Raw genomic sequence first — 23104 nt, forward strand, 5'->3', positions numbered from 1 at the left:
CGGACCGCCCCAGGAGTACCGACCGCTTCGCACAGCCGCGAGCGCAGCGAATATAGTGAGCATCGGGGACGTTTTTCTGGAGACCACAATGATGTCGGGGCATCTGTTCTGGTGGGTCGGAGTCGGCGTGCTGGTCGTGGCCGAGTTGCTGACCGGCACGTTCTATCTGTTGATGATCGCGCTCGGCTTTCTCGCCGGCGGGTTGTTGCAACTGGCCGGTTTCGCGCCGCACGTGCAGTTCGGCGCGGCGGCCGCGGTCGCGATCGTCGCGATGATCGTGCTGCGCCGTTCGGGGCTCGGCCGCAAGCAGAAGCGCGACACGTCGACGAATCCCGACGTCAATCTCGATATCGGCTCGACCGTCACGGTCGACGCGTGGCGTGACGGCCGCGCGCGCGTGCAGTATCGCGGTGCCGACTGGGACGTCGAGCTCGCGCACGGCGAGCGCGACGATGCGCGTGTGTACCAGGTGAGCGCCGTGCGCGGCAATTGCCTCGTGGTCGTGGCGAAACCCGCGGGCTGATCGTCCGCTGATACAACAACAAGGAGGAAATACTTCATGGATTCGCTGGTCATCTGGGTTGTCCTGCTCGTCATCGCGATCGTGATCGTGTCGAAGACGGTGAAGATCGTGCCGCAGCAGCATGCATGGGTGCTCGAGCGCTTCGGGCGTTACCACGCGACGTTGTCGCCCGGTCTCAACATCGTGCTGCCGTTCGTCGATCGCATCGCGTACCGGCACGTGCTGAAGGAAATTCCGCTCGATGTGCCGAGCCAGGTCTGTATCACGCGCGACAACACGCAGTTGCAGGTCGACGGCGTGCTGTATTTCCAGGTGATGGACCCGATGAAGGCGTCCTACGGGTCGAGCAACTTCGTGCTCGCCATCACGCAGCTGTCGCAGACGATGCTGCGCTCGGTGATCGGCAAGCTCGAGCTCGACAAGACCTTCGAGGAGCGCGATTTCATCAACCACAGCATCGTGTCGGCGCTCGACGACGCCGCGGCGAACTGGGGCGTGAAAGTGCTGCGCTACGAGATCAAGGACCTGACGCCGCCGAAGGAGATCCTGCATGCGATGCAGGCGCAGATCACCGCGGAGCGCGAAAAGCGTGCGCTGATCGCCGCATCCGAAGGCCGCAAGCAGGAGCAGATCAACCTCGCGTCGGGTGCGCGCGAAGCCGCGATCCAGAAGTCGGAAGGCGAGCGGCAGGCCGCGATCAACCAGGCGCAGGGCGAAGCCGCCGCGATTCTGGCGGTGGCCGAGGCGAACGCGCAGGCGATCCAGAAGATCGCGAGCGCGATCCAGTCGCAAGGCGGGATGGACGCGGTGAATCTGAAGGTTGCCGAGCAGTATGTCGGTGCGTTCGCGAATCTCGCGAAGCAGGGCAATACGCTGATCGTGCCGTCGAACCTGTCGGATCTCGGCACCGCGATCTCGTCGGCGCTGACGATCGTCAAGAGCGCGGGTGTGGGGGGCGGCGCGAAGGGCTGAGCCCGAAATCGATACGCGCGTAGTTGTCGCGTGCGTATCGTCCTGCGGCGAATCGTCGCGCAGCCGCGACCGGTCGGCGCGATTCAGGCAGTCCAAAGCAACACGGCCCGCTTCGAGCGGGCCGTGTCGTTTGCGATGAACGCCGTGTGTCAGGTGCCGGCACGCATGATGCGTGCCTTCTCGCGTTCCCAGTCGCGCTTCTTCTCGGTTTCGCGCTTGTCGTGCAGCTTCTTGCCCTTCGCGAGCGCGATGTCGCATTTCACGCGACCACCCTTGTAGTGGAAGTTAAGCGGGACGAGCGTGTAGCCGCGCTGCTCGACCTTGCCGATCAGCTTCTTGATTTCCTCACGGTGCAGCAGCAGCTTGCGCGTGCGAACCGGGTCGGGCTTGATGTGCGTCGAGGCTTCGGGCAGCGGGCTGATATGGGTCCCGATCAGGAAGATCTCGGCGTTCTTCACCACGACGTAGCCTTCCTTGATCTGGCCGCGTCCGGCGCGCAGCGCCTTGACTTCCCAGCCCTCCAGCACGAGCCCCGCCTCGTAGCGTTCCTCGATGTGATAATCGAAGTGCGCTTTCCTGTTGTCGATGATGCTCATGAAAGGATCGGGCCAACTCGTTTAAAATCACGATTTTAGCAAAGCGGGGCGCGTATCGCCCGGCTTGGCGTTCCCACTTTAAGCGATGCCGCGCGATTTATGGCAGATGTCCAGAAAACCGTATTGATCCGCCATTCGGCGGAACAGATGTTCGACCTCGTCACCGACGTGGCCGACTACCCCAATTTCCTGCCCTGGTGTGGCGGTGTCGAGGTTCGCCGTCAGGACGAGAGCGGGATGGAAGCGCGCATCGACATCAACTTCAAGGGTATCAAGCAGCATTTCGCGACCCGCAACACGCAGCAGCGTCCGACCCGGATCGACATGGAGTTCGCGGACGGGCCGTTCAAGAAGTTCACGGGTTCGTGGCGCTTCATCCCGCTGCGCGCCGATGCGTGCAAGATCGAATTCGCGCTGCACTACGAGTTTTCGAGCATCCTGCTCGAGAAGATCATCGGGCCGGTGTTCAGCCACATCGCGAACACGTTCGTCGATTCGTTCGTGAAGCGTGCGGACCAGCGCTATGGGAAGGGGTGACGCGATGCTGTCGATCGAAGTCTGCTACGCGCTGCCGGACCGCCAGACGCTGATTCCGCTGTCGCTGCCCGAAGGGGCGACCGTGCGCTCGGCCATCGATGCGAGCGGCGTGCTCGCGCTGCATCCGGAGATCGATCTCGCACACGCGAAGACGGGCGTGTACGGCAAGCTCGCACCGCTCGACGCGCCGCTCGTCGATCACGACCGCGTCGAGATCTACCGTCCGCTGATCGTCGATCCGAAGCTCGCGCGCCAGCGGCGCGTCGACAAGTCCCGCCGCGCAGGCTCGATCGAGGGCCGCAAGTGGATGCACAAGGACGCGCGCTGACGCGCTTTTCGTTCCGATTGATCTGATCAAACGCCGCGGCGCTCAATGGGCCGCGGCGTTTGCGTTTGTCGACGCGCTGCCCGGCGTGTCGCCGTGCCGCCGCACCGAGCCGTATACGCCGGCGAGCAGCAGCACGAGCGCGGCGATCTCGAGCGCGTGCGGCATCCGCTGGTCGTACACGAACGCATACAACATCGCGAACACGGTTTCGAACACGATCAGCTGGCCCGACAGCGTGAGCGGCAGCCGCTTCGACGCGGCATTCCACAGCCCGTTGCCGAGCCACGACGCGCCGATCGCGAGCGCGAGGTTCAGCAGCCAGAACAACTGCCACCGCGATGCGGGGACGGCCGCCTGCACCGTGCCGGCCGGCATCGCGAGGATCGCCATCCAGCAGAGCCCGCCGATCAACCCCGTCACGACTCCCCACAGCACCGACCATTCGTTGCCGCCGAAGTGGTGATGGCGCTGCAGGTATCGTGTGTTCGCCACCGCGTACCAGGTCCAGCTCGCGAGCGCGCCCGCCGCGCAGGCGATGCCCGCGAGCTTCTGGGCGAGTGTCGTCGCGTGCGCGGCTTCGGATGTAAACAGGTCGACGTTGATGCAGACGATACCCGCGATCACCAGCGCGAGCGGGGCGGCCAGCCGCCGCAGCGGCATGGCGCCACGGTCGCCGAGGCCCGCGAGCGTGACGGTCACGGGCAGCACGCCGACGATCAGCGAACTCGGCGCGATGCCGATCAGGTGCACGGCGCCGGACAGCAGCATGTAGTACGCGACGTTGCCGATGACGGCGAGCCTCACCAGCGCGACCAGATCCTCGCGGGTCAAGCGCACGAGCAGCGAGCGGGCGACCGGTAGTGCGGCCGCGAGCGACACGAGGCCGTACATCGTATAGCGGCCGGCGCTCAGCAGCAGCGGCGAGAAATCGGTCAGCAGCCGCGGCACGAGAAACACCATGCCCCACAGGGCGCCTGCCAGGACACCGTACACCACGCCGCGCTGCATCGACCGCTCCGAACGAATGACTGAGGTGCGCGCATCTTAGCGATGCCGTCGCGGCGGCGTCTTGTTCATTCCTGCACTCGGGGCACGGCGGCGCGTTCGGGCAGCGTGGGCACGCGGCGGATCAGCCGTCTGCGGGATCGAGTATCCCGTCCGTGCCGTCGCTGGCGGTACGCGTGCGCGCCGGGCGGCGCACGGCACGCAGCTTGCCGCTGTTGCCGCCGCCGCAGTAGAAGCGGTCGTGGCCGTCGGATTCGAGCCCCGACACGCCGACGCCGGCCGGCATGTCGATCTGCTCGAGCACTTCGCCCGTGCTCGGATCGATGCGTCGCAGGTCGCTCTGGTCGGCTTCCCACGTGCCGTGCCACAGCTCGCCGTCGACCCACGTCACGCCGGTGACGAAGCGGTTCGATTCGATCGTGCGCAGCACGGCGCCCGACTGAGGATCCACCTGATGAATCTTGCGTTCGCTGTACTGGCCGACCCACAGCGTGCCTTCCGCCCACGCGAGCCCCGAATCGGCGCCGCCGCCGGGCGCCGGGATCGTCGCGATCACGCGACCCGATTCGGGGTCGATCTTCTCGATGCGATCCTCGACGATCTGGAACAGGTGGCGGCCGTCGAACGCGGTGCCCGCGTGCGCGGCGACGTCGAGAGAACGGACGGTCGTGCCGCGCTCGGGATCGAGCGCATTCAGCTTGTCGCCGGACGCGTACCACACGTGCTGCCCGTCGAACGTGACGCCGTGCACGCCGTCGACGCCCGGAAACGGGCCGTACTCGTGAAGGATCTCTGCGGTGGAGCGTTTCATGTTCGTCACCTCGTCGTTCGATGAGGCCATCCTAATCGCCCGGCAGCGCAACCGGGAGTAACAAGGTCGTCGCGAATCCGGGCAGCGGCGGCGTCAGCCAGCGGCGCGCGCGTCCGCGGCCGAGCGCCTGCACCTTGCCGGTTTCCGCGAGCGCGTCGAGCGCACGCTGCACGGTGCGCTGGCTGGCGCCGAGCGCGAGCGCCAGTGCGGAGCTCGACCACGCTTCGCCGTCGGCGAGGAGCGCGAGCACGGCCGCATGGCGATCGTCGACCGGACGCGCGAGGACGACGGTTTCGCGCACGCCGAGCGGTTCGAGCGCGAAGCCGCGCGGCGTCGCGACGACGTTCGCGAGCGGGCGCAGCACCGCGCGCAGCCGGCCGATCTCGACGCGTAGCCGCGCGCGATGCGACTCGTCGGCCTGTTTCGCACGGAACGCGGCGGCGACGAGCGCGTTTCTCGATACGTCGGCCGGCCACGCTTGGCCCAGTACACGGGCGAGCACGAACAGCACCGGGCGCCGCGCGAGCGACACGGTCGTGCGCGCATCGCGCACCGTGTGGCGGCACGCGTCGACGACGAGCGCATTCGACTCGAACAGCGTCTCGACCTCGTCGAGCGGCACGAGCCGCGACGTGCCGCGCGCGATGAGTCGCGCGGCCGGTGCGTCGAGCACGCGCGCCGCGGTGTCGACCTCGGCCGTCAGCGCGGCGATGCCGGCGGCGTGGGCGGCTGTCCGCGCACGGTCGAGCGCCGCCCGGGCCACGTGCGCGCGGAGGCGGCGCATCGCGATGCCGGCCGCGATCAATTCATGGGTGGCGCGTGCCGCGGGCGCCAGCGGCGCGGGATCGAGATGCGCAAGCAGCCGCTCCGCCTCGTCGAGGTGACCGATCAGCAGCAACCGGCGCACGCCGAGATAGCGGGCATGCGCGGCGTTCGCGCGATCGCCGTGCGCGTCGAGCGTCGCGCAGGCCGCATCGAGCGCACGCGTCGGCCAGCGCAGGTCGCGCGACGCGAGCGCGATCTCGGCTTCCGCGACGACGCAGCGCGCCCGCGCGACCGCTTCCTTCGCACCGAATGCGCGTGCGGCGGCGCGCATGAGCGCGCGCGCACGGTCGAAATCGCCGAGCTGCGCCAGCGCGATGCCGCGCAGCGCGAGCGCCGGAGCATCGTCGCGCAGCGCGACGCGGTTCAGCGCGCCGAGCGCGTCACCGGCCGCGAGCGCGCGCGCGGCCGCCGTGATCAGCGAATCCATCCGAATCCCGACACACTTGTCACTCCCTCCGGTCCGATGCCCGCCACTAATCTAGCACCACGCACACGGCCCCGTACGCCGTGCCCGGATACCCATCGGAAGGAGGCACCTGCAATGACGACTCATCTCACCGGAACCCGCGACGAGTGGCTGGCCGAACGTCGCGCGCTGCTCGACGCGGAAAAGGCGCTGACGCGGCAAAGCGACGAACTCGCGCGGCGGCGCCAGGCGCTGCCGTGGGTGCGCGTCGACAAGACCTACCGGTTCGATACCGAGGAAGGGCAGGCGACGCTCGACGACCTGTTTCGCGGCCGTTCGCAATTGCTCGTCTATCACTTCATGTTCGGCCCCGACTACAAGGCGGGCTGCCCGTCGTGCTCGGCGCTCGCCGACGGCTTCGACGGCTTTGCCGTGCATCTGGCCCATCACGACGTGACGCTCGCGGCCGTGTCGCGCGCGCCGCTCGCGAAACTGCTCGCGTACCGGCAGCGGATGGGGTGGACGTTCCCGTGGGCGTCGTCGGTCGGCAGCGATTTCAACTTCGACTTCAACGTGTCGTTCACTGAAACGCAGCAGCGCGCGGGCGACGTCGAATACAACTATGCGCGGGCCGGCCACGCGATGGACATGGATCCGCCGCCGGCGCCCGTCGTGCAGTTCGCGGCCACCTGCGGCACCGATGCGGCCACGTATTCGCTCGACCGGCCGGGGATGAGCGCGTTCGTGCGCGAGGACGGCGCCGTCTATCACACGTATTCGACCTACGCGCGCGGCCTCGACGGGCTATGGGGGATGTACCAGTGGCTCGATCGCGCGCCGCGCGGCCGCAACGAGGCCGGCCCGTGGTGGCGCCGTCACGACGAGTACGCGCGCGGCTGAGCGGGCCGGTGACGGGCGGAGCACGCGATGACGCGAACAACGATCGGCGAGACGGCCCCCGGTCCGTGGGCATTCGCTGTAGCGATCGCGATTGTGTTCGCAGTCGCCGCGATGGCGACGCTGGCGCAGCACGCGTCGATGGTGGCGATGGGCGGCGAACCGATGCCCGGCGGCTGGATCGCCTCGGCCGCCTGGCTGCGGCCGTGCGGACAGGGCGCCGGGCGCGCATTCGCGACGTTCGCCGGAATGTGGGGCGCGATGACGGTGACGATGATGCTGCCCGTGCTCGCGCCGCAGCTCTGGCATTACCGGCGGCGCATCGGCCCGCGGGCGGCGGCGCGATCGGCCTGGCTGGTCGTCGTCGCGGGGGCGGGATATTTCTCGGTCTGGATGGCGCTCGGCGCGCTCGTGTTTCCGGCCGCCGCCGTACTGACGACGGCCGCCGCCCGTCTGCCGGCGCTCGCCCAGGCGATGCCGTTCGTGGCCGGCGCAGTCGTACTGGCCGCGGGAGCGTTGCAATTTTCCGGGTGGAAGGCGCGCCGGCTCGCGTGCTGCCGGCACCCGGCGGCGTACGACGTGCATCGGCCGCGGGCAGCGGCCGTCACGGCATGGCGGTACGGCGCGCACGCCGCGATCCGGTGCGGCGCATGTTGCGGGAACCTGATGGCCGTCGCGTTGGCGGCCGGCATGATGGATCTGCGCGTGATGACCGTCGTGACGGTCGCGATCGCCGCGGAACGCGCTGCGCCGGCCGGCCGGCGCGTCGCGCGGATCGTCGGTTGCGGGGTGGCGGCGGGCGGCATCGCGATGATCGCCCGTGCGGCCGGGCTGACGTGAGGCAGGGCAGGCAAGCCGCTTCGGTGGGTCGCCAGGCCGTGCGCGGCCGCCGCCGTCGCGGCCGTGTGGCCCCGCCGCGACACGGGCACATGCCGCCCGGCCGCCGGTTGCGCGAATGGCTCGATGCAGCAGTGAAACGAAAAACGATCGAAAACGAACCGAACGGCGATCCGAACGATTCGGCCCCCGAACGGCCGAAACCGGCTAAGCCGTTGTTCGTGTTGTGAAAATTCACGGCGCTTCGCGTATAATTCGCTTTTGCGCCCATAGGATTTGCCATGCGTCTGATCCAAAAAGCACTCACTTTCGATGACGTGCTCCTCGTTCCCGCCTTCTCCGACGTTCTCCCGCGCGACACCAGCCTCAAGACCAAGCTGACCCGCAACATCTCCCTGAACATGCCGCTCGTGTCCGCCGCGATGGACACGGTCACCGAAGGTCGCCTCGCGATCGCGATGGCCCAGCAGGGTGGCGTCGGCATCGTCCACAAGAACCTCACGCCGGCCGAACAGGCCCGCGAAGTCGCGAAGGTCAAGCGTTTCGAGTCGGGCGTTGTCCGCGACCCGATCACGGTGCCCCCGCAAATGAAGGTGCGCGACGTGATCGCGCTGTCGCGCCAGCATGGCATCTCGGGCTTCCCGGTCGTCGAAGGCCCGCAGCTCGTCGGCATCGTCACGAACCGCGACCTGCGTTTCGAAACGCGCCTCGACGAGCCGGTCAAGTCGATCATGACGCCGCGCGAGCGCCTCGTCACGGTCAAGGAAGGCACGCCGCTCGCCGAAGCGAAGGCCCTGATGCACAGCCACCGCCTCGAGCGCGTGCTGGTCGTCAACGACGCGTTCGAACTGCGCGGCCTGATGACCGTCAAGGACATCACGAAGCAGACCGAGCACCCGGACGCGTGCAAGGACGAACACGGCAAGCTGCGCGCAGGCGCGGCGGTCGGCGTCGGTCCGGACAACGAAGAGCGCGTCGAGCTGCTGGTGCAGGCCGGCGTCGACGTGATCGTCGTCGATACCGCGCACGGTCACAGCAAGGGCGTGCTCGAGCGCGTGCGCTGGGTCAAGCAGAACTTCCCGCACGTCGAGGTGATCGGCGGCAACATCGCGACGGCCGCCGCCGCGAAGGCGCTGGTCGAATACGGCGCGGACGCGGTCAAGGTCGGCATCGGCCCGGGCTCGATCTGCACGACGCGGATCGTCGCAGGTGTCGGCGTGCCGCAGATCAGCGCGATCGCGAACGTGTCGGAAGCGCTGAAGGGCACCGGCGTGCCGTGCATCGCCGACGGCGGCGTGCGCTTCTCGGGCGACGTGTCGAAGGCGCTCGCGGCCGGCGCGAACGCGGTGATGATGGGCAGCATGTTCGCGGGTACCGAAGAGGCGCCGGGCGACGTGTTCCTGTACCAGGGCCGCCAGTACAAGTCGTATCGCGGCATGGGTTCGGTCGGCGCGATGAAGGACGGCGCGGCAGACCGCTACTTCCAGGACAACTCCGCGAACATCGACAAGCTCGTGCCGGAAGGCATCGAAGGCCGTGTCGCGTACAAGGGCTCGGTCAACGCGATCCTGTTCCAGCTGGTCGGCGGTGTGCGCGCGAGCATGGGTTACTGCGGCTGCAAGACGATCGACGAGCTGCACGAGAAGGCCGAATTCGTCCAGATCACCGCGGCGGGCATGCGCGAGTCGCACGTGCACGACGTGCAGATCACGAAGGAAGCGCCAAACTATCACGTGGACTGATCGCCGATGAAACCGCTGCTGCGAGCCGTGCTGATCGTCGATGCCGTGCTGCTGCTGGCGTTCGGCGTGCTGTTCGTGCTGACGCCCTGGCAGGCGCTGTTCAACGCGCTGCAACTGGCGAACATCCAGCCGGCGATGCTCGGTCAGGCGTTCGGCATCGCGCTGCTCGGGCTCGCGTGGCTCGCGTTTCATGCGGCGTTCAACGGCGACCTCACGGCGCCCGTCGCACGGGCGGTCGGCCATGTGAACTGGCTGACCGGCGTGCTGACGGTCGTGTGGTCGATCGGCACCGGCAGCGGTCCCGCGCTGGCGGCCGCCGGCCGGGTGCTGTCGGCGGTGGCCGGGGTCGCGCTGATCGTGCTCGGTCTCGGCGGCGTGCGGCTCGCATCGGCCGTGCGGCGGCGCGAAAGAGCCGACAGGGCCAAGGCGCTCGAGGGCCGGGACGCGAAGCGTCCGGTCGAACCGGCGCCGGCCTCCACGCAGCCGCCGCGGGTCGAGCCGGTCGTCAGCCGTCCGGTGGCGCCTTCGGCGCCGGTCGCGGCTGCTCCATCGGCCGCATCCGAGCGCGCGTCAGGCAGCGTCGCATTCGACGCGCGCCCGCCGTCGCAGGATTGACCGGCGATGCGTCGCGCGAGCCGCCTGCCGCCCGACGCCGCTGTCCATGCTTTTGACGCAGCGCTTCGTGCGCTGCTTTTCTTATTCTCTTCATCCCGTCCGCAGCCATGCACGACAAAATCCTGATTCTCGACTTCGGTTCGCAAGTCACCCAACTGATTGCACGGCGCGTGCGTGAAGCGCACGTCTACTGCGAAATCCATCCGAACGATGTGTCCGACGACTTCGTCCGCGAGTTCGCGCCGAAGGCGGTGATCCTGTCGGGCAGCCACGCGAGCACGTACGAAGACCATCAACTGCGTGCGCCGCAGGCCGTGTGGGATCTCGGCGTGCCGGTGCTCGGCATCTGCTACGGCATGCAGACGATGGCCGTGCAGCTCGGCGGCAAGGTCGAGTGGAGCGACCATCGCGAATTCGGCTACGCGGAGATGCGTGCGCACGGCCATACGCGCCTGCTCGACGGTATCGAGGATTTCACGACGGCCGAAGGCCACGGGATGCTGAAGGTCTGGATGAGCCACGGCGACAAGGTGGCCGAGCTGCCGCCGGGCTTCGCGCTGATGGCGTCGACGCCGAGCTGCCCGATCGCCGGCATGGCCGACGAGGCGCGCGGCTACTACGCGGTGCAGTTCCATCCGGAAGTCACGCATACCGTGAAGGGCCGCCAGATCATCGAGCGCTTCGTGCTGCAGATCGCCGGTGCGAAGCCCGACTGGATCATGAAGAACCACATCGAGGAAGCCGTCGCGAAGATCCGCGAGCAGGTCGGTGACGAGGAAGTGATTCTCGGCCTGTCGGGCGGCGTCGATTCGAGCGTCGCGGCCGCGCTGATCCATCGCGCGATCGGCGACCAGCTGACCTGCGTGTTCGTCGACCATGGCCTGCTGCGCCTGAACGAAGGCAAGATGGTGCTCGACATGTTCGAGGGCCGCCTGCATGCGAAGGTCGTGCACGTCGACGCGTCCGACCAGTTCCTCGGCCATCTGGCCGGCGTGACCGATCCGGAAGCGAAGCGCAAGATCATCGGCCGCGAGTTCGTCGAGGTGTTCCAGGCCGAGGCGAAGAAGCTGTCGAAGGCGAAGTGGCTCGCGCAGGGCACGATCTACCCGGACGTGGTCGAATCGGGCGGCACGAAGACGAAGAAGGCGACGACGATCAAGAGCCACCACAACGTCGGCGGCCTGCCGGAAACGCTCGGCCTGAAGCTGCTCGAGCCGCTGCGCGACCTGTTCAAGGACGAAGTGCGCGAACTGGGTGTCGCGCTCGGCCTGCCGCCGGAGATGGTGTACCGCCATCCGTTCCCGGGCCCGGGCCTCGGCGTGCGGATTCTCGGCGAAGTGAAGCGCGAATACGCGGAGCTGTTGCGCCGCGCGGACGCGATCTTCATCGAGGAACTGCGCAACACGACCGCGACCGCGCAGGATGCGGCTGCCGGCCTGTGCGGCGAGGCCGACGTCGGCAAGAGCTGGTACGACCTGACGAGCCAGGCGTTCGCGGTGTTCCTGCCGGTCAAGTCGGTCGGCGTGATGGGCGATGGGCGCACGTACGACTACGTGACGTCGCTGCGCGCGGTGCAGACGACCGACTTCATGACTGCGCATTGGGCGCATCTGCCGTATGCGCTGCTCGGTCGCGCGTCGAACCGGATCATCAACGAAGTGCGCGGGATCAATCGGGTCGTGTACGACATCTCGGGGAAGCCGCCGGCGACGATCGAGTGGGAGTGAGCGTGTTGTACGTTATTGATTTTTATAAAAGATAAAATAACGTTATCTCTCGCTTTATAAACTGTTTTTTTCGTGGTGTGCGAGGGGCGCACCATCGAAAAACGCGACGGATACCATGCCTGGAATTTGTAATCCCCGGCATGGTATCGGGCGTTCAGCCAAACTCGTGGCTAGGCAATTAAGTTGGAATTGCGTATCTGGCTTGGCCACACACCTATGCGAGTTGAGGTCTGCCGTATTTGAGGGTCGTATAGGCCTCCTTGCCCGGATCGAACGGCAGTCGCATCATCCGTTCTTGATCGATCCACTCAGCTTTTGTGCCCATGATACTCATTGCCAAGTAAAGGGGCTGCATTTCCGACAACACGGCGTACCACTTAGAGAGGCAGTCTACGATCCCTGGGTGCCAAGTGTCTTCCACGGCCTGAAGTTCCTTGATGAGTGAGGCCAGCATGTGTTGTCGATTGGCATCGTCGAGACATTCGACGATATAACCCACCAAAGCGTAATCCAATTCGCATCGAGCGATCTTGGTAAGGCTCTCACCAGTCTCCTTCAGACCAAATTCCCACGACGTCCAACGCTGATAAGCCAAATTCCACAACGTCTGGCGCTTCTCGACTCCGGCCTTGTTGCGGAAGGTTCGAAGGCAATTCGCAACTGCAAATCGGGTTTGCTGGCCAGACCAGTGTAAGCTGATCGTATCAACGTAGAGTTGAAGTGCGGCGGTGTCCGCATTGGCAAGAGCGGAGCCAAGCGGCACCTGTAACTCCGGAAATTGCGAAGGAAAGCAGTTGAACACGCGCATCCAACCAGCCCAGCGCTGCATATCTTGCGACACTTCTCTCAAGATTTGGGTCAAAAATTCTTTGCAAGTGTCCCCAAGCAGCTCCCGGTTAGCCCTTGATGATGCAGCTCTATAAGTTGTCGCGAATTGAGCATGAGGATTGGTCGATTTAGCCCCGAGGCGTAGCGCCGCATGGGGAGGAAGCGATAGCGCGACACTCATGATCGACGCCATCTGCCGTAGACCTGAGACAGCCTGTACGAGGCGCTCGGGCGCAAATCTCTCGAGGCACTGGGCAGCCTCCGCGATGGCAATGCCCGGGAAGAAACTGTCTTCGATCAAACGCCAGCCTTGTGCGATTCCGACCCAATCACCCTCGGTGTCTGCCTTTTCAAATCTTTCTATGGCTTCCGACTCCCAGATGGGAGGGGATAGACCACGAGTCGTAAAGCTCGTCGTTAGGCCCGCGATCACTCTCTCAAGCGCAGCAAGCAGATCATCGTTGGGCCTGAAGTTATTTGGTACGGCAACCCAGAAATTCGTATCCTTCGTTGTGAATTTTCCGACGACGAGGAGGGTGACCAGCCGGATACGCCGCGGATCGACACCGCTGTCCCAACTGGAACATTCTTGCAGGACCCACCGAAGCAGGCCGCAGAGTCGGTCCAAATCCTCATCGCTCGGCGGCTTGCCGCTCGTTTGGACGAAATCGACGAAGGTAAATTGAGATCTGATCGATTCAAATATCTTGTTGCGGGCGTCCCAATCGGAAAGGGCCTGCAACGGATCGGACTGTGCTTCAATCGCCGCAATAAGAGCATTCGGAGCTTCGATCGGACCAGCTTGCGTAGCTTTCTCGATCGCCGAGAGGAACATATTCGCGGCACTCGTCACGGCTTCTTCCATATGAGATGGTCCGACTCGCTGAGTAGCTCCCAGAGGTCGGTGAAGGCATCCACGACAAGCTGAGCATTGTCGACCTTCTGGAGAATGTGATGCGCCGTGCCCACGGAGTTCACCGAGGTGCCGAGCGACCAAGCCATGGCCCCGTCCGGGCCGGACGGGAAGATCAGGAACCTATCGTGGAAGTCCCATCCCGTCGAGCCATTCTGCACTCGAAGCTCAAGTTTTAAGCCCCGCCAGTTGCTCTGACACCCGTCAAGTGCTCGGCGGATTTCGTCGCCAGGACCACCCTTGGCCGTCGTCAGACCACGGAGGTCCACTCCTTGATATGGGCAGTAAAACAGCGTTTCGAGTATGTCGTTGGCTGACAGGTAAGGATCCCAGAGCCAAGCACCCTTTCCGCCATAAGCGACGATCAGGGCGCGAAGGTCATCCAACGCTTTTCGACGGCAGGCATTTCCATTTCCAGGGGCCGGACGGTATTGAACAAAGCGACGCTCGGCAGCCAGCCTATTGGCTTGCTCAGTGTACATTCGTTTCGCTGTCCACCCACCATTGTCGTCCGGTTGGGAATCGCCAACGAGGCTTTGATTGGAAAACGCAGTCAGACCGATACGCCGTGGGTCCCAACTTCCATCCGGATTCTTGACCGAAAAGATACGCGGCTCAGGATCGGGTGAACTTATGTTGAATGAGACGGTGGAGATAAAAGAGCCTGGGCCGGAGGCGACGAGAAGTGTGCTGCTTTGCTCGTCCCAGATGAAGCCGCGATACAGTCCTCGGCCGGCACGCATCGGGAGTGGGGTGATTCTGTCCTCCAAGCTTGCCGAAGCAAAGCCCGTGAGGATGTCGTCGTGCTCCAATTCGCAGACCGCAATCAAAGGACGCGGAGTGGCCTTTGGGTGCCAGGCGTGTTCGACCTGAAAATTTCCATCGTGAAGCTTTTGGAATTCGGCCATCAGCACCGTGACAGGGAGTTGCACAACCAGATTGCCGAGCCGGTCTGACATAGCCGCCAATTGGAGTGGGATATGCTTCTCGACCTGCACCGATAGCTCTTGCAAACGGCGAGGGTCGGCAGAGAACGGTGCCAGCACTTCCTTGCCATGATCGGTCCACTCAAGCAGGTGTGAACCGCTCCAAAAGTTGTTTTTCAGGAGCTTGTTCCATGGGACCGCTGGGCCATTGTTGGAAGGAACAAATTGCGCGGGCATTGGGACAAGCTTGCCGATTTCGAGTTCATCGCCCGACAGTTTCCATCCTTCCCCTGCGTCCACAGCGGTGAGTGCAGGAATGAGCGTGGCGATCGGCAATGTGTAACGACGGATGCCGAAACTCCAGTCTTTGAGAGATTTGATCCTGATAGGTTTCGGAGTCAGGAAGCGGGCGCGCGGTGCCTCGATATTAGATCGCTCCTCGGCAACCAAGACGGTAAGGACATTGAACGTACCATCATGATCGCGTCGATTGGCGAATAGCTCCGTACATTCAACATGCGTATAGAACCCTAGCACACCGGGCGAGAGAAGCTGCGTTAGCTCAGGCAAAGGGGAGCGAGGTTCGGGTCGTTTGTACAGGTTCATTACAGTCCCTTTGATCCGTGTTTTGCCAGGCCGCTTTGCGTTAACGTATGCAGTCAATCAGCGCGCGTCGTGTTTTCCGTTCCAGAACCGGATACGTCACGCATGCGCGCGCCTGAGCGACCGCAAATACATCGGCACCTTCGCCTTGGTCGTCACCTGAACCCGCGACATCAGCGCGTGATCGATCCGATCCAGCCCATAAGTCCGCGAAATATCCTGCTGCAACCGGCACCACAGATGGCCAGCCATCTCCGCATCGACCATCGCCCGGTGCGCACGGCCCGTTTGCGGCAGCCGCAGCATCTCGGCCAGGCTCGACAGGCGGTGACTCCGGGCGTCCGGGTAGATCCGCCTCGCCACGAGCATCGTGCACGCAAACGCATGCTCGGCCGACATGCCGAGCATCCCGAGTTCCGACTGCCAGAAGCGTTTGTCGAAGCCGGCGTTGTGGGCGACGACCGCATGCTTGCCGACGAACGCCGCCGCTTCTTTCATGACTTCGGACGCCGGCGGCGCCGTCGCAATCATGTCGTTCGTGATGCCGGTGAGCGCAACGACATCGGACGGGATGCGTCGGCCGGCATTCATCAAGCTCTGGAAGCGGTCGACGACCTGCCCGTCGCGCAGCAGGATGACGGCAATTTCGGTTGCGCGGTCGCCCAGATTCGGCGACAGGCCGGTTGTTTCGAAGTCCAGTACCGCGACGGTTTGCATGGTTGAATTCGGGGGCGTCATCAGAGGGAGTCGAGTTTGGCCGAGAGGGTAGCATCTTCAGGCGCGCGAACGGTGGATTCGTCGAGCAGCGAGCGAGCAGGCTACCGATTGACGATAATGAAATTTCGCTCCACGCCAGTCGGACATGCTGCCGTGACTCAACTGACGCTACCCGGATTCGATGCGCCGCCGCCAGCTCCCGTGCACCGCTTCTTTTTCGCCGTGATGCCGGATACGGCCACGGCCGCGCGCATTGCCTGCATGGCTGAAAGCATGCGGCTGAAGAAGGAGAGCGTGCTGCGCACCGAGAGCCTGCATATCACGCTGGGGTCTCTGGGCGATTTCGCTTATGTGCCGGGCGCTACGCTTGCGCGGGCCCGTGCAGTGGCGGACCGCGTGGACGCGCGGTCTTTCTCCGTGAGGTTCGACAAGATCATCAGCTTCAACGGGCGGCCCAATCATCAGCCGCTGGTGCTGACGGGACGGAACGGTCTGGAAGACTTGATCGAGTTTCAACGGCAGTTGCGACGTGCGCTGAAACGAGAGGCGGGGCTGAGCATTCTGCCTGCCGGTTTCACCCCGCACGTGACGCTGCTGTATGGTGCACAGAGGCCCGACGAGTACAGGATCGAGCCGATTACGTGGACCGTGTTCGAGTTCGTCCTGATCGATAGCTGGCTCGGCAAGTCGCACTACGACGTGTTGGGGCGCTGGCCGCTGGGAATTGGCCGCTCCCCGGGATGATTGCGATGCCGTAAAGGCGGTGCCGTTTCAGCGCATCCTGACCGGGCCGTTGCAGTGTCCCGTTCTCGCCCCGACTCCGGCTCAATTCGAACCACCCCCGCGATAACGAAGGTGAATCAGCGGATAAGGCCGTCCTTGTCCATCCAGTGCCGATCTTCCGCAGCGCTCGAATCCGAGCCGCTCGTAAAATCCCGCCGCCGCCTCGTTCTGTTCGTTGACGTCGGTCGACAAATCGGGATGGCGCTTGAGCGCTTCTTCGACCAGCCGCCGCCCGACACCCGCGCGATGGTGGGCGGGATCGACGAACAGCGCTTCCATGTGGCTGCCGTCGAGCAACATGAAGCCGATAGGGTGATCGCTCTCGTCGACGGCTAGATCGAGCGGCGCGCCCGGCAGAAATGCGACGACTTCGGATTCGATCGCGCGACGGTCGTCGTCGCTCAGGAAGTGATGCGTGGCATCGACGGCATTGCGCCAGATATCCAGCACGCGTGTGCCGTCGGCCTCGGTGGATCGGCGAATTATGATCATGGTTTGATGTGTGATGATCCGGCGCTCGGCAGGTAGCCGGCGCCGTGATGAATCGAACGCGTCGCGCGCACGGTAATGCGCAAGCGACAGCGGTGTGTCAGCCGGATGGCGGTCGCGCGTTGCCTGGCATCGCCGCCCGCTCGATCGCCCGTCGCGCGACGTCGCGCACGCCGGCGCTCATCGGCAAATCGTCGCGGTCGAGTTCGTCGATGTCGAACCAGCGCGCGTCGAGCGCATCGTCGCCGGCGGCCGGCGTGCCGCGCAACCATCTGCACAGCACGGCGACCATGACGAAATGCTGGCGTACGGCGCCGTGCGCATCGTAATCGAATGCGTCCAGCGCGGTAAAGGCACCGAGCGCCTCGACGTCGACCGTCGTTTCTTCTGCGATCTCGCGCACGACCGCATCCGCGAGCGGCTCGCCCGGCTCGATCTTGCCGCCGGGGAAGCCCCAGCAGCGTGCATCGGGTGGATTCGCGCGGCGCACGAGCAGCACGTCGCGTTCGCGCAGCACGACGCCGATCACGGCGGGAACGGGGCGCAACGGTGCGGCGTTGCCGGTTGCGGACATCGTTGTGCCTACCTGCCGCTGCGAACGAATACGTGGGCGTGCACGTGGCTCATCGCGCGTCCCCGGTACGCTGTTCGATCGCACGGATCACGGCGACCATATCGGCCGCGCCATGTCCGGCCTGTTCGGTTTCGCCGTACAGCGCATGGCAGATGTCGAGCAGCGGCGACGCGATGCCGATGCTGCGTGCCGATTCGGCGACGAGGCGCGCATTCTTCAGCACGTCGGTGATCGCGGCCTGCACCGAGAAATCTTCCGCGACGAGCTTGCCGAGTTTCACGCGCGACACGTCGCTGGCCATCGGGCCGGCGTTCAGCACGTCGGCGAAGCGTGCGAGGTCGATACCGTGGCGTTGCGCGAAATGCGTGGCTTCGGTGAGACCGGTGACCATCGTGATCAGGAACAGGTTGACGGCGAGCTTCATCGTCAGCGCCGCCGGCACGTCGCCGCACACGAAGCTGTCGCGGCACAGCGGCTTCACCAGCGCGCGCACGGCGTCGACGTCTTCCGGCGCGCCGGCCAGCATGACGACGAGCTGACCGGCTTCGGCCGGCTTGCGTGAGCCCGATACCGGCGCCTCGACGTAGCGGCCCGACGCGGCGGCGATTTCGTCGGCGAGTGCGCGAGAGTATTCGGGCGCATTCGTGCCCATGTTGACGATCGTGTGTCCGCCGACCCGGGCGGCAAAACCGGGCGTGCCGCGCGCAAGGGCGGCATCGATTGCCGCGTCGTTCGCGAGCATCAGGATCACGGTGCGGCACGACGCGAACACGTCGTCGACGTTTTCGGCCACACGTGCGCCGGCGGCGCGCAGCGCGTCGTCGCTGCCGTGCGAACGGCTCCACGCGACGAGCGGCGTGCCCGCCCGCGCGAGATTGAGCGCCATCGGCGTGCCCATCACGCCAAGGCCGATGAATCCGACTGCGGTTTGCATGGTGCTGCTCCCACGGTAGGTGGCGACGATCGTGGGCGTCAGTATCGCAGCGTTTTCGCACGGCTGCCATCCGGCCCGCGCGAGCGCGGAAGCCGCGTCGTCATCGCTACGCGAGGTCCGCCAGGTACGGCCACGGATAAATGCCGCGTGCATGGCCGTCGCCGAACAAAAAGCGGACGCCGTAGCCGAGCGCTTCCACGCCGTCGAGCGTCAGACCGGCGCGGGCGTCGATACGGCCGCCATCGAAGCGGATTCTCCGGCATTCCGCACACGGGCAATCGCTGCGCAACCGCGCATAGCCGATACGTTGCGTGGCGCCATCGGGCCAGCGCAGCGTCAGTGCACGTGCCGGGTGATCGAGCGCGATTTCGGTCGGCGCGATCATCGCGACGCCTCGTCGATCTGTCCGATCGCGATCCGCACGGCCTTGCGGACTTCGGGGTCGCGATCGTCGAGTGCATGGTGCAGCGCGGGCAGCGTCGCCGGATCGCGCAATTCGCCGAGCGCGAGCGCGGCTTCCTTGCGCAGATTGTTGATCGTATGCGGGAGCAGCGCAACGATGGCCGACGCCGCGGCCGCATCGCGCAATTGGCCCAGCGCGCGGACGGCACGCAGGCGCACTTGCCAGTAATCGTCGTCGAGCGCGGCGACGAGCGGGTCGCGCGCAACGGTGATGCGCAGCTTGCCGAGCGTGCTGGCGGCTTCCTCGCGCACCTGCCACTCGGCGTCACGCAGCGCCGCGAGCAACGCGGTGACGACGGCGGTGTCACCCGCCGCTGCAAACCCGATCGCGCCGACCGCGGCGCGCCGCACGTCCGCGTCAGCGTCTGCGGTCGCGATGCGGGCGAGGGGCGGCAGCGCGCGGCTATCTTTGAGCCAGCCGAGCACGACGACCGCCTCGGCGCGGACGGCAGCGGCGCTCGCGTCGAGCGCGCGCAGCGCGGGCGCGAACGCGTCGGGGTCGCGCAACTCGCGCAAGCCGCGCAGCACGGCGCCGCGTACGAACGGCTCGGGTCGGTCGGCCCAGCGGCACAGCACGGCGCCCGATGCCGCGTCCTTCAGTTCGGACAGGCTTTGCGCGGCGGTTGCGCGCACGCCGTCGTCCGGATCGAGCAGCGCGTGGCACAGCGCGTCGACGACATCGGGTTGCTCCCATGCGTCGAGCACGCGCGCGGCCTCGCTGCGCACGTCGGCCGACGGGTCGTTGCGCAGCGCCGCGATGAACGACGGCACGAGTTCGGGTGCTTCGAGATCGGCGAGTTCGAGCAGCGCGATGCGGCGCACCGATGCATCGGCCGCGGCGAGGCGCGCGACGAGCGCGGCATGATCGTCGTGATCGGCGTCCGACATGTCGGGCAGCGGGAAAGCGGAGGAAGAAGCGGTCATGGAGAAAAGTCGGTGCGGTGAATGGGCCAGTACGCACGCTCAGGCGGCGTCGCGCAACGGCGCGAGGCGGCGGCGCCTGATGTCGACGAACGCGGGCTACGGCGTGCTGTCGTCGGCGCGCGGGCCGCGCGCCGTGTCAGCGCAGCAGGTACGGAATATCGACCTTGACCGCGCCGGTCGGGCAGTCGCGTTCGCACGGCATGCAGTACCAGCATTCGTCGAACTGCATGGTGGCCTTGCCCTTGGTGACGTCGATCGCGAGCAGGTCGAGCGGGCACACGTCGACGCACACGGTGCAGCCCTTGTCGGCGATGCACAGCGACTCGTCGATCGTCACGGGCGCGCTGCTGCGCTGGAAGATGTCGTGCGGGGTATGGGGCATGGCAAGGTTCCTCACAGGGTGGCCGCGAGCGCGGCCGTTTCACGGATGCGCAACTGCGCGTAGGCGCCGCGTTCGTCGTCGGCAAGTGGCACGACGTAGGGTTCGACCGGACGCTTCTCGCTGCGCATCGCGCCAGCGGCGTCCTTGCGCAGCCACGTGTGGCAGAACCATTCGGCGTCGTTGCGGTGCGGAAAATCGACGCGATGGTGGTATAGCCCCCAGCGGCTCTCGGTGCGAAACAGCGACGCGCGCGCGGCCATTTCCGCGCAGTCGCGGATCGCGCGCACTTCGGCCGCACGCATCAGTTCGTGCGGGTTGTTCGCCTTCATTTCTTCGATATCCTCAGTAATTCCGTCGAAGCGTTGCAGCCCGATTTCCATCTTGCGCGTCACCTTCGGCGGTTGCAGGTAGTCGTTCACCATCCGGCGCAGCTTGTACTCGACCTGCGCGGGTGCCAGGCCGCGCTCGCGCAGCAGCGGCGCGAGCACGCGGGTGCGCTCGGCGTCGACCTGTTGGTCGTCCACCGGCGCGTGGTCGCGGCCGGCCACGTAGTCGGCTGCGTTTTGCCCGGCGAACCAGCCGTACGTGAATGCGCCGAGCATGTAGTTGTGCGGGACGGCCGCCATGTCGCCGGCTGCGTACAGCCCCGGCACGGTCGTCTCCGCGCGTGCATTCACGTACACGCCCGATGCGCTGTGGCCGCTGCACAAGCCGATCTCGGAGATGTGCATCTCGACCATCTGGCTGCGGTAGTCGGTGCCGCGCCCCGCATGGAAGCGGCCGCGGCTGGGCCGTTCGTTCGTATGCAGGATCTGCTCGATGGTCCGGATCGTCTCTTCCGCGAGATGGTCGAGCTTCAGGAACACGGGGCCGTTGCCGCTCTGCAGCTCCTGGTAGAACTCCCACATCATCTGGCCGCTCCAGTAGTCGCATTCGATGAAGCGTTCGCCCTTGCCGTTCGCGGTGAAGCCGCCGAGCGGCCCGGTCACGTATGCGCACGCCGGGCCGTTGTAATCCTTGATCAGCGGATTGATCTGGAAGCATTCGAGGTTCGCGAGCGCGGCGCCCGCGTGATAGGCCATTGCGTAGCCGTCGCCCGCGTTGGTCGGGTTCTCGTACGTGCCCATCAGGTAGCCTGACGCCGGCAGCCCGAGACGGCCGGCCGCGCCGCAGCAGAGAATCACGGCCTTCGCGCGGATCACGTGGAATTCGGCGGTGCGGCAGTCGAAGCCGAGCACGCCGCTCGCGCGGCCCTGCGCGTCGGTCAGCACGCGCGTCGCGACGATCCGGTTCGTGATCGCGATGCGCGCGCGCTTCAGTTGCCGGTACAGCACCTTCTTGATGTCGTGGCCCTCCGGCATCGGCAGCACGTACGAGCCCATGTGGTGGACCTTCTTCACCGCGTAGTCGCCGGTGCCGTCCTTCTCGAACTTCACGCCCCAGCGGTCGAGCTGCTCGATCGTCGTGAAGCTGTGCGTCGCATACGCGTACACGGCTTCCTGGTCGACGATCCCGTCGTTGGCGATCGTGATCTCGCGCGTGTATTGCTCGGGCGTCGCATGACCCGGGATCACCGCGTTGTTCAGGCCGTCCATCCCCATCGAGATCGCGCCGCTGCGTTTCACGTTGGCCTTCTCGAGCAGCAGCACGCGCAGCGACGGATCGCGCTCCTTCGCCTTGATGGCCGCCATCGGGCCGGCCGTGCCGCCACCGACCACGACGATGTCGTATTCGTGCACATGGGTATTCATCGCGGGTTCCTTGCAGGTTTGCGCGCCTTCTGCCGGTCGACGCGCAATCGGTACTGGAAGGCGTCGCCGCGGAAGTAGAGGTATTCGTAGTCGATCGGCGCGCCCGACGCGTCGTGCGTGAGACGCTCGATGCGCAGCACGGGGCTGCTTTCCTCGACGTGCAGCGCGTCGACGATTTCGTCGTCCGCGAGGATCGCGTCGATCGACACGTCGGCATGGCCGAGCGGGATGCCGCAGTCGTTCTCCAGGATCAGGAAGATGTCGCGGGTTGCGAGATCAGCGCCGGCGAGGCGCTTGCCGAGCGCTTCGGGCACCCAGGTCTGTTCGAGCGACACGGGTTCGCGGTTCAGCAGCCGCACGCGATGGATCTCGACGAGCGGCGCGCCTTCCGGCACGTTCAGCTTCGTCGCGAGATGGCGATCGGCCTTCACGGTGCGCAGGCTGCGCAACTGGTTGACGATCTCGTAGCCCATCGACGACATCGCCTCGGCAAAACCCTGCAGCGAGGTCACGTTCTGGAACGCCTTCGGCTTCGACACGAACGTGCCCTTGCCGTGCAGCTTGAACAGCAGGCCTTCCTTCTGCAGGTCGCCGAGCGCCTGGCGCACCGTGATGCGGCTGACGTCGAACATCGCGCAGAGCTCGTGCTCGGACGGCATCCGGCTGTGCGGCGCGTAGGTGCCGTCGAGAATGCGCGCGCGCAGCGTGTCCTTGATCTGCACGTAGAGCGGGGCCGCGGACAGCGGCACGACGTTGGGTGGGGTCATGGGTCAACTTGTTATGACAAGATGGGGCGAGTGTAGCCAGCGTCATTGCGCGCCCCAACCAACTATTTGTGATTTCGAATTTCCCGTCGCGGAAAAGCGGGGGCGGCGGCAGGCGATCCGACCCTTGCGACCCGCGCCGCATGGCCGACAATAAAAAATGTGGCCGGATGACCCGCGCATGTCGATTTCCCGCTGCGTCTCCCGTCGTATCGATATCGACCGGGTAGTGC

Annotated in this window: 25 protein-coding genes; 10 read left to right on the forward strand and 15 right to left on the reverse strand. The window is 65.7% G+C overall.

Going from position 1 to position 23104, the window contains the following annotated elements:
- Positions 1 to 88: 88 nt before the first annotated feature.
- Together HWX07_RS19310 and HWX07_RS19315 are read left to right on the forward strand one after the other, a co-directional pair.
- The gene (locus HWX07_RS19310; RefSeq protein ID WP_011549550.1) at positions 89 to 523 is read left to right on the forward strand and encodes an NfeD family protein; all 435 of its coding nucleotides are present in this window, start codon (positions 89 to 91) and stop codon (positions 521 to 523) included.
- 36 nt (positions 524 to 559) lie between these two features.
- Positions 560 to 1495 carry an SPFH domain-containing protein gene (locus HWX07_RS19315; RefSeq protein WP_175877356.1) on the forward strand — a complete coding sequence of 312 codons (936 nt, stop codon included), beginning with the start codon at positions 560 to 562 and terminating at the stop codon, positions 1493 to 1495.
- 149 nt (positions 1496 to 1644) lie between these two features.
- Here the strand turns inward: HWX07_RS19315 and smpB are convergent, their stop codons facing one another.
- Positions 1645 to 2091 carry an SsrA-binding protein SmpB gene (gene smpB, locus HWX07_RS19320; protein ID WP_006478511.1) on the reverse strand — a complete coding sequence of 149 codons (447 nt, stop codon included), beginning with the start codon at positions 2089 to 2091 and terminating at the stop codon, positions 1645 to 1647.
- 99 nt (positions 2092 to 2190) lie between these two features.
- On the opposite strand from smpB, the gene HWX07_RS19325 reads away from it, so the two are divergent.
- Together HWX07_RS19325 and HWX07_RS19330 are read left to right on the forward strand one after the other, a co-directional pair.
- Positions 2191 to 2628, forward strand: a complete 438-nt coding sequence (locus HWX07_RS19325) for a type II toxin-antitoxin system RatA family toxin (RefSeq protein WP_006478512.1) — start codon at positions 2191 to 2193, stop codon at positions 2626 to 2628.
- A 4-nt stretch (positions 2629 to 2632) separates the two neighbouring features.
- Complete coding sequence (locus HWX07_RS19330) at positions 2633 to 2956, forward strand: RnfH family protein (protein ID WP_006478513.1); 324 nt, start codon at positions 2633 to 2635, stop codon at positions 2954 to 2956.
- A gap of 42 nt (positions 2957 to 2998) precedes the next feature.
- Here the strand turns inward: HWX07_RS19330 and HWX07_RS19335 are convergent, their stop codons facing one another.
- From HWX07_RS19335 to HWX07_RS19345, 3 genes are all read right to left on the reverse strand, one after another.
- Positions 2999 to 3964, reverse strand: coding sequence for a DMT family transporter (locus HWX07_RS19335; protein ID WP_175877357.1), 966 nt, complete (start codon positions 3962 to 3964; stop codon positions 2999 to 3001).
- A gap of 121 nt (positions 3965 to 4085) precedes the next feature.
- Positions 4086 to 4772 carry a glutamine cyclotransferase gene (locus HWX07_RS19340; protein ID WP_175877358.1) on the reverse strand — a complete coding sequence of 229 codons (687 nt, stop codon included), beginning with the start codon at positions 4770 to 4772 and terminating at the stop codon, positions 4086 to 4088.
- A 31-nt stretch (positions 4773 to 4803) separates the two neighbouring features.
- Positions 4804 to 6024: a helix-turn-helix domain-containing protein gene (locus HWX07_RS19345; protein WP_175877359.1), complete on the reverse strand. Its 1221-nt coding sequence runs from the start codon at positions 6022 to 6024 to the stop codon at positions 4804 to 4806.
- A gap of 114 nt (positions 6025 to 6138) precedes the next feature.
- On the opposite strand from HWX07_RS19345, the gene HWX07_RS19350 reads away from it, so the two are divergent.
- The 5 genes from HWX07_RS19350 to guaA all read left to right on the forward strand — a co-directional run bounded on the left by HWX07_RS19350 (position 6139) and on the right by guaA (position 11821).
- On the forward strand, positions 6139 to 6903 hold the full coding sequence (locus tag HWX07_RS19350) for a DUF899 domain-containing protein (protein WP_069232832.1): 765 nt from the start codon (positions 6139 to 6141) through the stop codon (positions 6901 to 6903).
- A gap of 27 nt (positions 6904 to 6930) precedes the next feature.
- Positions 6931 to 7740, forward strand: a complete 810-nt coding sequence (locus HWX07_RS19355) for a DUF2182 domain-containing protein (protein ID WP_175877360.1) — start codon at positions 6931 to 6933, stop codon at positions 7738 to 7740.
- 278 nt (positions 7741 to 8018) lie between these two features.
- Positions 8019 to 9479 (forward strand): IMP dehydrogenase, encoded by a 1461-nt coding sequence (guaB, locus tag HWX07_RS19360; RefSeq protein ID WP_027784746.1) that lies wholly within the window; start codon positions 8019 to 8021, stop codon positions 9477 to 9479.
- A 6-nt stretch (positions 9480 to 9485) separates the two neighbouring features.
- Positions 9486 to 10094 (forward strand): hypothetical protein, encoded by a 609-nt coding sequence (locus HWX07_RS19365; protein ID WP_175877361.1) that lies wholly within the window; start codon positions 9486 to 9488, stop codon positions 10092 to 10094.
- A 107-nt stretch (positions 10095 to 10201) separates the two neighbouring features.
- Entirely contained in the window at positions 10202 to 11821 is a 1620-nt protein-coding gene (gene guaA, locus HWX07_RS19370) for a glutamine-hydrolyzing GMP synthase (RefSeq protein ID WP_011549558.1), read from the forward strand.
- Positions 11822 to 12035: 214 nt separating this feature from the next.
- Here the strand turns inward: guaA and HWX07_RS19375 are convergent, their stop codons facing one another.
- The 3 genes from HWX07_RS19375 to HWX07_RS19385 all read right to left on the reverse strand — a co-directional run bounded on the left by HWX07_RS19375 (position 12036) and on the right by HWX07_RS19385 (position 15808).
- Positions 12036 to 13514: a hypothetical protein gene (locus tag HWX07_RS19375; protein WP_175877362.1), complete on the reverse strand. Its 1479-nt coding sequence runs from the start codon at positions 13512 to 13514 to the stop codon at positions 12036 to 12038.
- Positions 13499 to 15094, reverse strand: a complete 1596-nt coding sequence (locus HWX07_RS19380; RefSeq protein WP_175877363.1) for a VPA1262 family N-terminal domain-containing protein — start codon at positions 15092 to 15094, stop codon at positions 13499 to 13501. Before HWX07_RS19380 ends, HWX07_RS19375 begins: the two co-directional genes overlap by 16 nt.
- 96 nt (positions 15095 to 15190) lie before the next feature.
- The gene (locus tag HWX07_RS19385; RefSeq protein WP_175877364.1) at positions 15191 to 15808 is read right to left on the reverse strand and encodes a 3'-5' exonuclease; all 618 of its coding nucleotides are present in this window, start codon (positions 15806 to 15808) and stop codon (positions 15191 to 15193) included.
- Between the two features lie 117 nt (positions 15809 to 15925).
- On the opposite strand from HWX07_RS19385, the gene HWX07_RS19390 reads away from it, so the two are divergent.
- Positions 15926 to 16552, forward strand: a complete 627-nt coding sequence (locus HWX07_RS19390; RefSeq protein ID WP_175877365.1) for a 2'-5' RNA ligase family protein — start codon at positions 15926 to 15928, stop codon at positions 16550 to 16552.
- Between the two features lie 81 nt (positions 16553 to 16633).
- Here HWX07_RS19390 and HWX07_RS19395 read toward each other — a convergent pair whose 3' ends face one another.
- The 8 genes from HWX07_RS19395 to HWX07_RS19430 all read right to left on the reverse strand — a co-directional run bounded on the left by HWX07_RS19395 (position 16634) and on the right by HWX07_RS19430 (position 22874).
- The gene (locus tag HWX07_RS19395; RefSeq protein WP_175877366.1) at positions 16634 to 17083 is read right to left on the reverse strand and encodes an acetyltransferase; all 450 of its coding nucleotides are present in this window, start codon (positions 17081 to 17083) and stop codon (positions 16634 to 16636) included.
- A 97-nt stretch (positions 17084 to 17180) separates the two neighbouring features.
- Positions 17181 to 17654, reverse strand: coding sequence for an NUDIX hydrolase (locus tag HWX07_RS19400; protein WP_175877367.1), 474 nt, complete (start codon positions 17652 to 17654; stop codon positions 17181 to 17183).
- A gap of 49 nt (positions 17655 to 17703) precedes the next feature.
- Entirely contained in the window at positions 17704 to 18588 is an 885-nt protein-coding gene (locus HWX07_RS19405; protein WP_175877368.1) for an NAD(P)-dependent oxidoreductase, read from the reverse strand.
- A 106-nt stretch (positions 18589 to 18694) separates the two neighbouring features.
- Positions 18695 to 18973 carry a gamma-butyrobetaine hydroxylase-like domain-containing protein gene (locus HWX07_RS19410; RefSeq protein ID WP_175877369.1) on the reverse strand — a complete coding sequence of 93 codons (279 nt, stop codon included), beginning with the start codon at positions 18971 to 18973 and terminating at the stop codon, positions 18695 to 18697.
- Positions 18970 to 19974: a HEAT repeat domain-containing protein gene (locus HWX07_RS19415; RefSeq protein ID WP_175877370.1), complete on the reverse strand. Its 1005-nt coding sequence runs from the start codon at positions 19972 to 19974 to the stop codon at positions 18970 to 18972. Before HWX07_RS19415 ends, HWX07_RS19410 begins: the two co-directional genes overlap by 4 nt.
- A 136-nt stretch (positions 19975 to 20110) precedes the next feature.
- Positions 20111 to 20356: a ferredoxin family protein gene (locus tag HWX07_RS19420; RefSeq protein WP_175877371.1), complete on the reverse strand. Its 246-nt coding sequence runs from the start codon at positions 20354 to 20356 to the stop codon at positions 20111 to 20113.
- Between the two features lie 11 nt (positions 20357 to 20367).
- Positions 20368 to 22107, reverse strand: a complete 1740-nt coding sequence (locus HWX07_RS19425; RefSeq protein WP_175877372.1) for a fumarate reductase/succinate dehydrogenase flavoprotein subunit — start codon at positions 22105 to 22107, stop codon at positions 20368 to 20370.
- Entirely contained in the window at positions 22104 to 22874 is a 771-nt protein-coding gene (locus HWX07_RS19430; RefSeq protein WP_109341413.1) for a GntR family transcriptional regulator, read from the reverse strand. Before HWX07_RS19430 ends, HWX07_RS19425 begins: the two co-directional genes overlap by 4 nt.
- Positions 22875 to 23104: the final 230 nt, after the last annotated feature.

It is taken from the genome of Burkholderia sp. BCC0097 (genome assembly GCF_902832985.1).
In the GTDB taxonomy this organism is placed as follows: domain Bacteria; phylum Pseudomonadota; class Gammaproteobacteria; order Burkholderiales; family Burkholderiaceae; genus Burkholderia; species Burkholderia orbicola.

What these genes read in the sequence shown, in the direction of transcription:
- HWX07_RS19310 (WP_011549550.1), top strand. Translation starts at nt 89, where the DNA reads ATGATGTCGGGGCATCTGTTCTGGTGGGTCGGAGTCGGCGTGCTGGTC.
- HWX07_RS19315 (WP_175877356.1), top strand. Translation starts at nt 560, where the DNA reads ATGGATTCGCTGGTCATCTGGGTTGTCCTGCTCGTCATCGCGATCGTG.
- smpB (WP_006478511.1), bottom strand. Translation starts at nt 2,091, where the DNA reads ATGAGCATCATCGACAACAGGAAAGCGCACTTCGATTATCACATCGAG.
- HWX07_RS19325 (WP_006478512.1), top strand. Translation starts at nt 2,191, where the DNA reads ATGGCAGATGTCCAGAAAACCGTATTGATCCGCCATTCGGCGGAACAG.
- HWX07_RS19330 (WP_006478513.1), top strand. Translation starts at nt 2,633, where the DNA reads ATGCTGTCGATCGAAGTCTGCTACGCGCTGCCGGACCGCCAGACGCTG.
- HWX07_RS19335 (WP_175877357.1), bottom strand. Translation starts at nt 3,964, where the DNA reads ATGCAGCGCGGCGTGGTGTACGGTGTCCTGGCAGGCGCCCTGTGGGGC.
- HWX07_RS19340 (WP_175877358.1), bottom strand. Translation starts at nt 4,772, where the DNA reads ATGAAACGCTCCACCGCAGAGATCCTTCACGAGTACGGCCCGTTTCCG.
- HWX07_RS19345 (WP_175877359.1), bottom strand. Translation starts at nt 6,024, where the DNA reads ATGGATTCGCTGATCACGGCGGCCGCGCGCGCGCTCGCGGCCGGTGAC.
- HWX07_RS19350 (WP_069232832.1), top strand. Translation starts at nt 6,139, where the DNA reads ATGACGACTCATCTCACCGGAACCCGCGACGAGTGGCTGGCCGAACGT.
- HWX07_RS19355 (WP_175877360.1), top strand. Translation starts at nt 6,931, where the DNA reads ATGACGCGAACAACGATCGGCGAGACGGCCCCCGGTCCGTGGGCATTC.
- guaB (WP_027784746.1), top strand. Translation starts at nt 8,019, where the DNA reads ATGCGTCTGATCCAAAAAGCACTCACTTTCGATGACGTGCTCCTCGTT.
- HWX07_RS19365 (WP_175877361.1), top strand. Translation starts at nt 9,486, where the DNA reads ATGAAACCGCTGCTGCGAGCCGTGCTGATCGTCGATGCCGTGCTGCTG.
- guaA (WP_011549558.1), top strand. Translation starts at nt 10,202, where the DNA reads ATGCACGACAAAATCCTGATTCTCGACTTCGGTTCGCAAGTCACCCAA.
- HWX07_RS19375 (WP_175877362.1), bottom strand. Translation starts at nt 13,514, where the DNA reads ATGGAAGAAGCCGTGACGAGTGCCGCGAATATGTTCCTCTCGGCGATC.
- HWX07_RS19380 (WP_175877363.1), bottom strand. Translation starts at nt 15,094, where the DNA reads ATGAACCTGTACAAACGACCCGAACCTCGCTCCCCTTTGCCTGAGCTA.
- HWX07_RS19385 (WP_175877364.1), bottom strand. Translation starts at nt 15,808, where the DNA reads ATGCAAACCGTCGCGGTACTGGACTTCGAAACAACCGGCCTGTCGCCG.
- HWX07_RS19390 (WP_175877365.1), top strand. Translation starts at nt 15,926, where the DNA reads ATGAAATTTCGCTCCACGCCAGTCGGACATGCTGCCGTGACTCAACTG.
- HWX07_RS19395 (WP_175877366.1), bottom strand. Translation starts at nt 17,083, where the DNA reads ATGATCATAATTCGCCGATCCACCGAGGCCGACGGCACACGCGTGCTG.
- HWX07_RS19400 (WP_175877367.1), bottom strand. Translation starts at nt 17,654, where the DNA reads ATGTCCGCAACCGGCAACGCCGCACCGTTGCGCCCCGTTCCCGCCGTG.
- HWX07_RS19405 (WP_175877368.1), bottom strand. Translation starts at nt 18,588, where the DNA reads ATGCAAACCGCAGTCGGATTCATCGGCCTTGGCGTGATGGGCACGCCG.
- HWX07_RS19410 (WP_175877369.1), bottom strand. Translation starts at nt 18,973, where the DNA reads ATGATCGCGCCGACCGAAATCGCGCTCGATCACCCGGCACGTGCACTG.
- HWX07_RS19415 (WP_175877370.1), bottom strand. Translation starts at nt 19,974, where the DNA reads ATGACCGCTTCTTCCTCCGCTTTCCCGCTGCCCGACATGTCGGACGCC.
- HWX07_RS19420 (WP_175877371.1), bottom strand. Translation starts at nt 20,356, where the DNA reads ATGCCCCATACCCCGCACGACATCTTCCAGCGCAGCAGCGCGCCCGTG.
- HWX07_RS19425 (WP_175877372.1), bottom strand. Translation starts at nt 22,107, where the DNA reads ATGAATACCCATGTGCACGAATACGACATCGTCGTGGTCGGTGGCGGC.
- HWX07_RS19430 (WP_109341413.1), bottom strand. Translation starts at nt 22,874, where the DNA reads ATGACCCCACCCAACGTCGTGCCGCTGTCCGCGGCCCCGCTCTACGTG.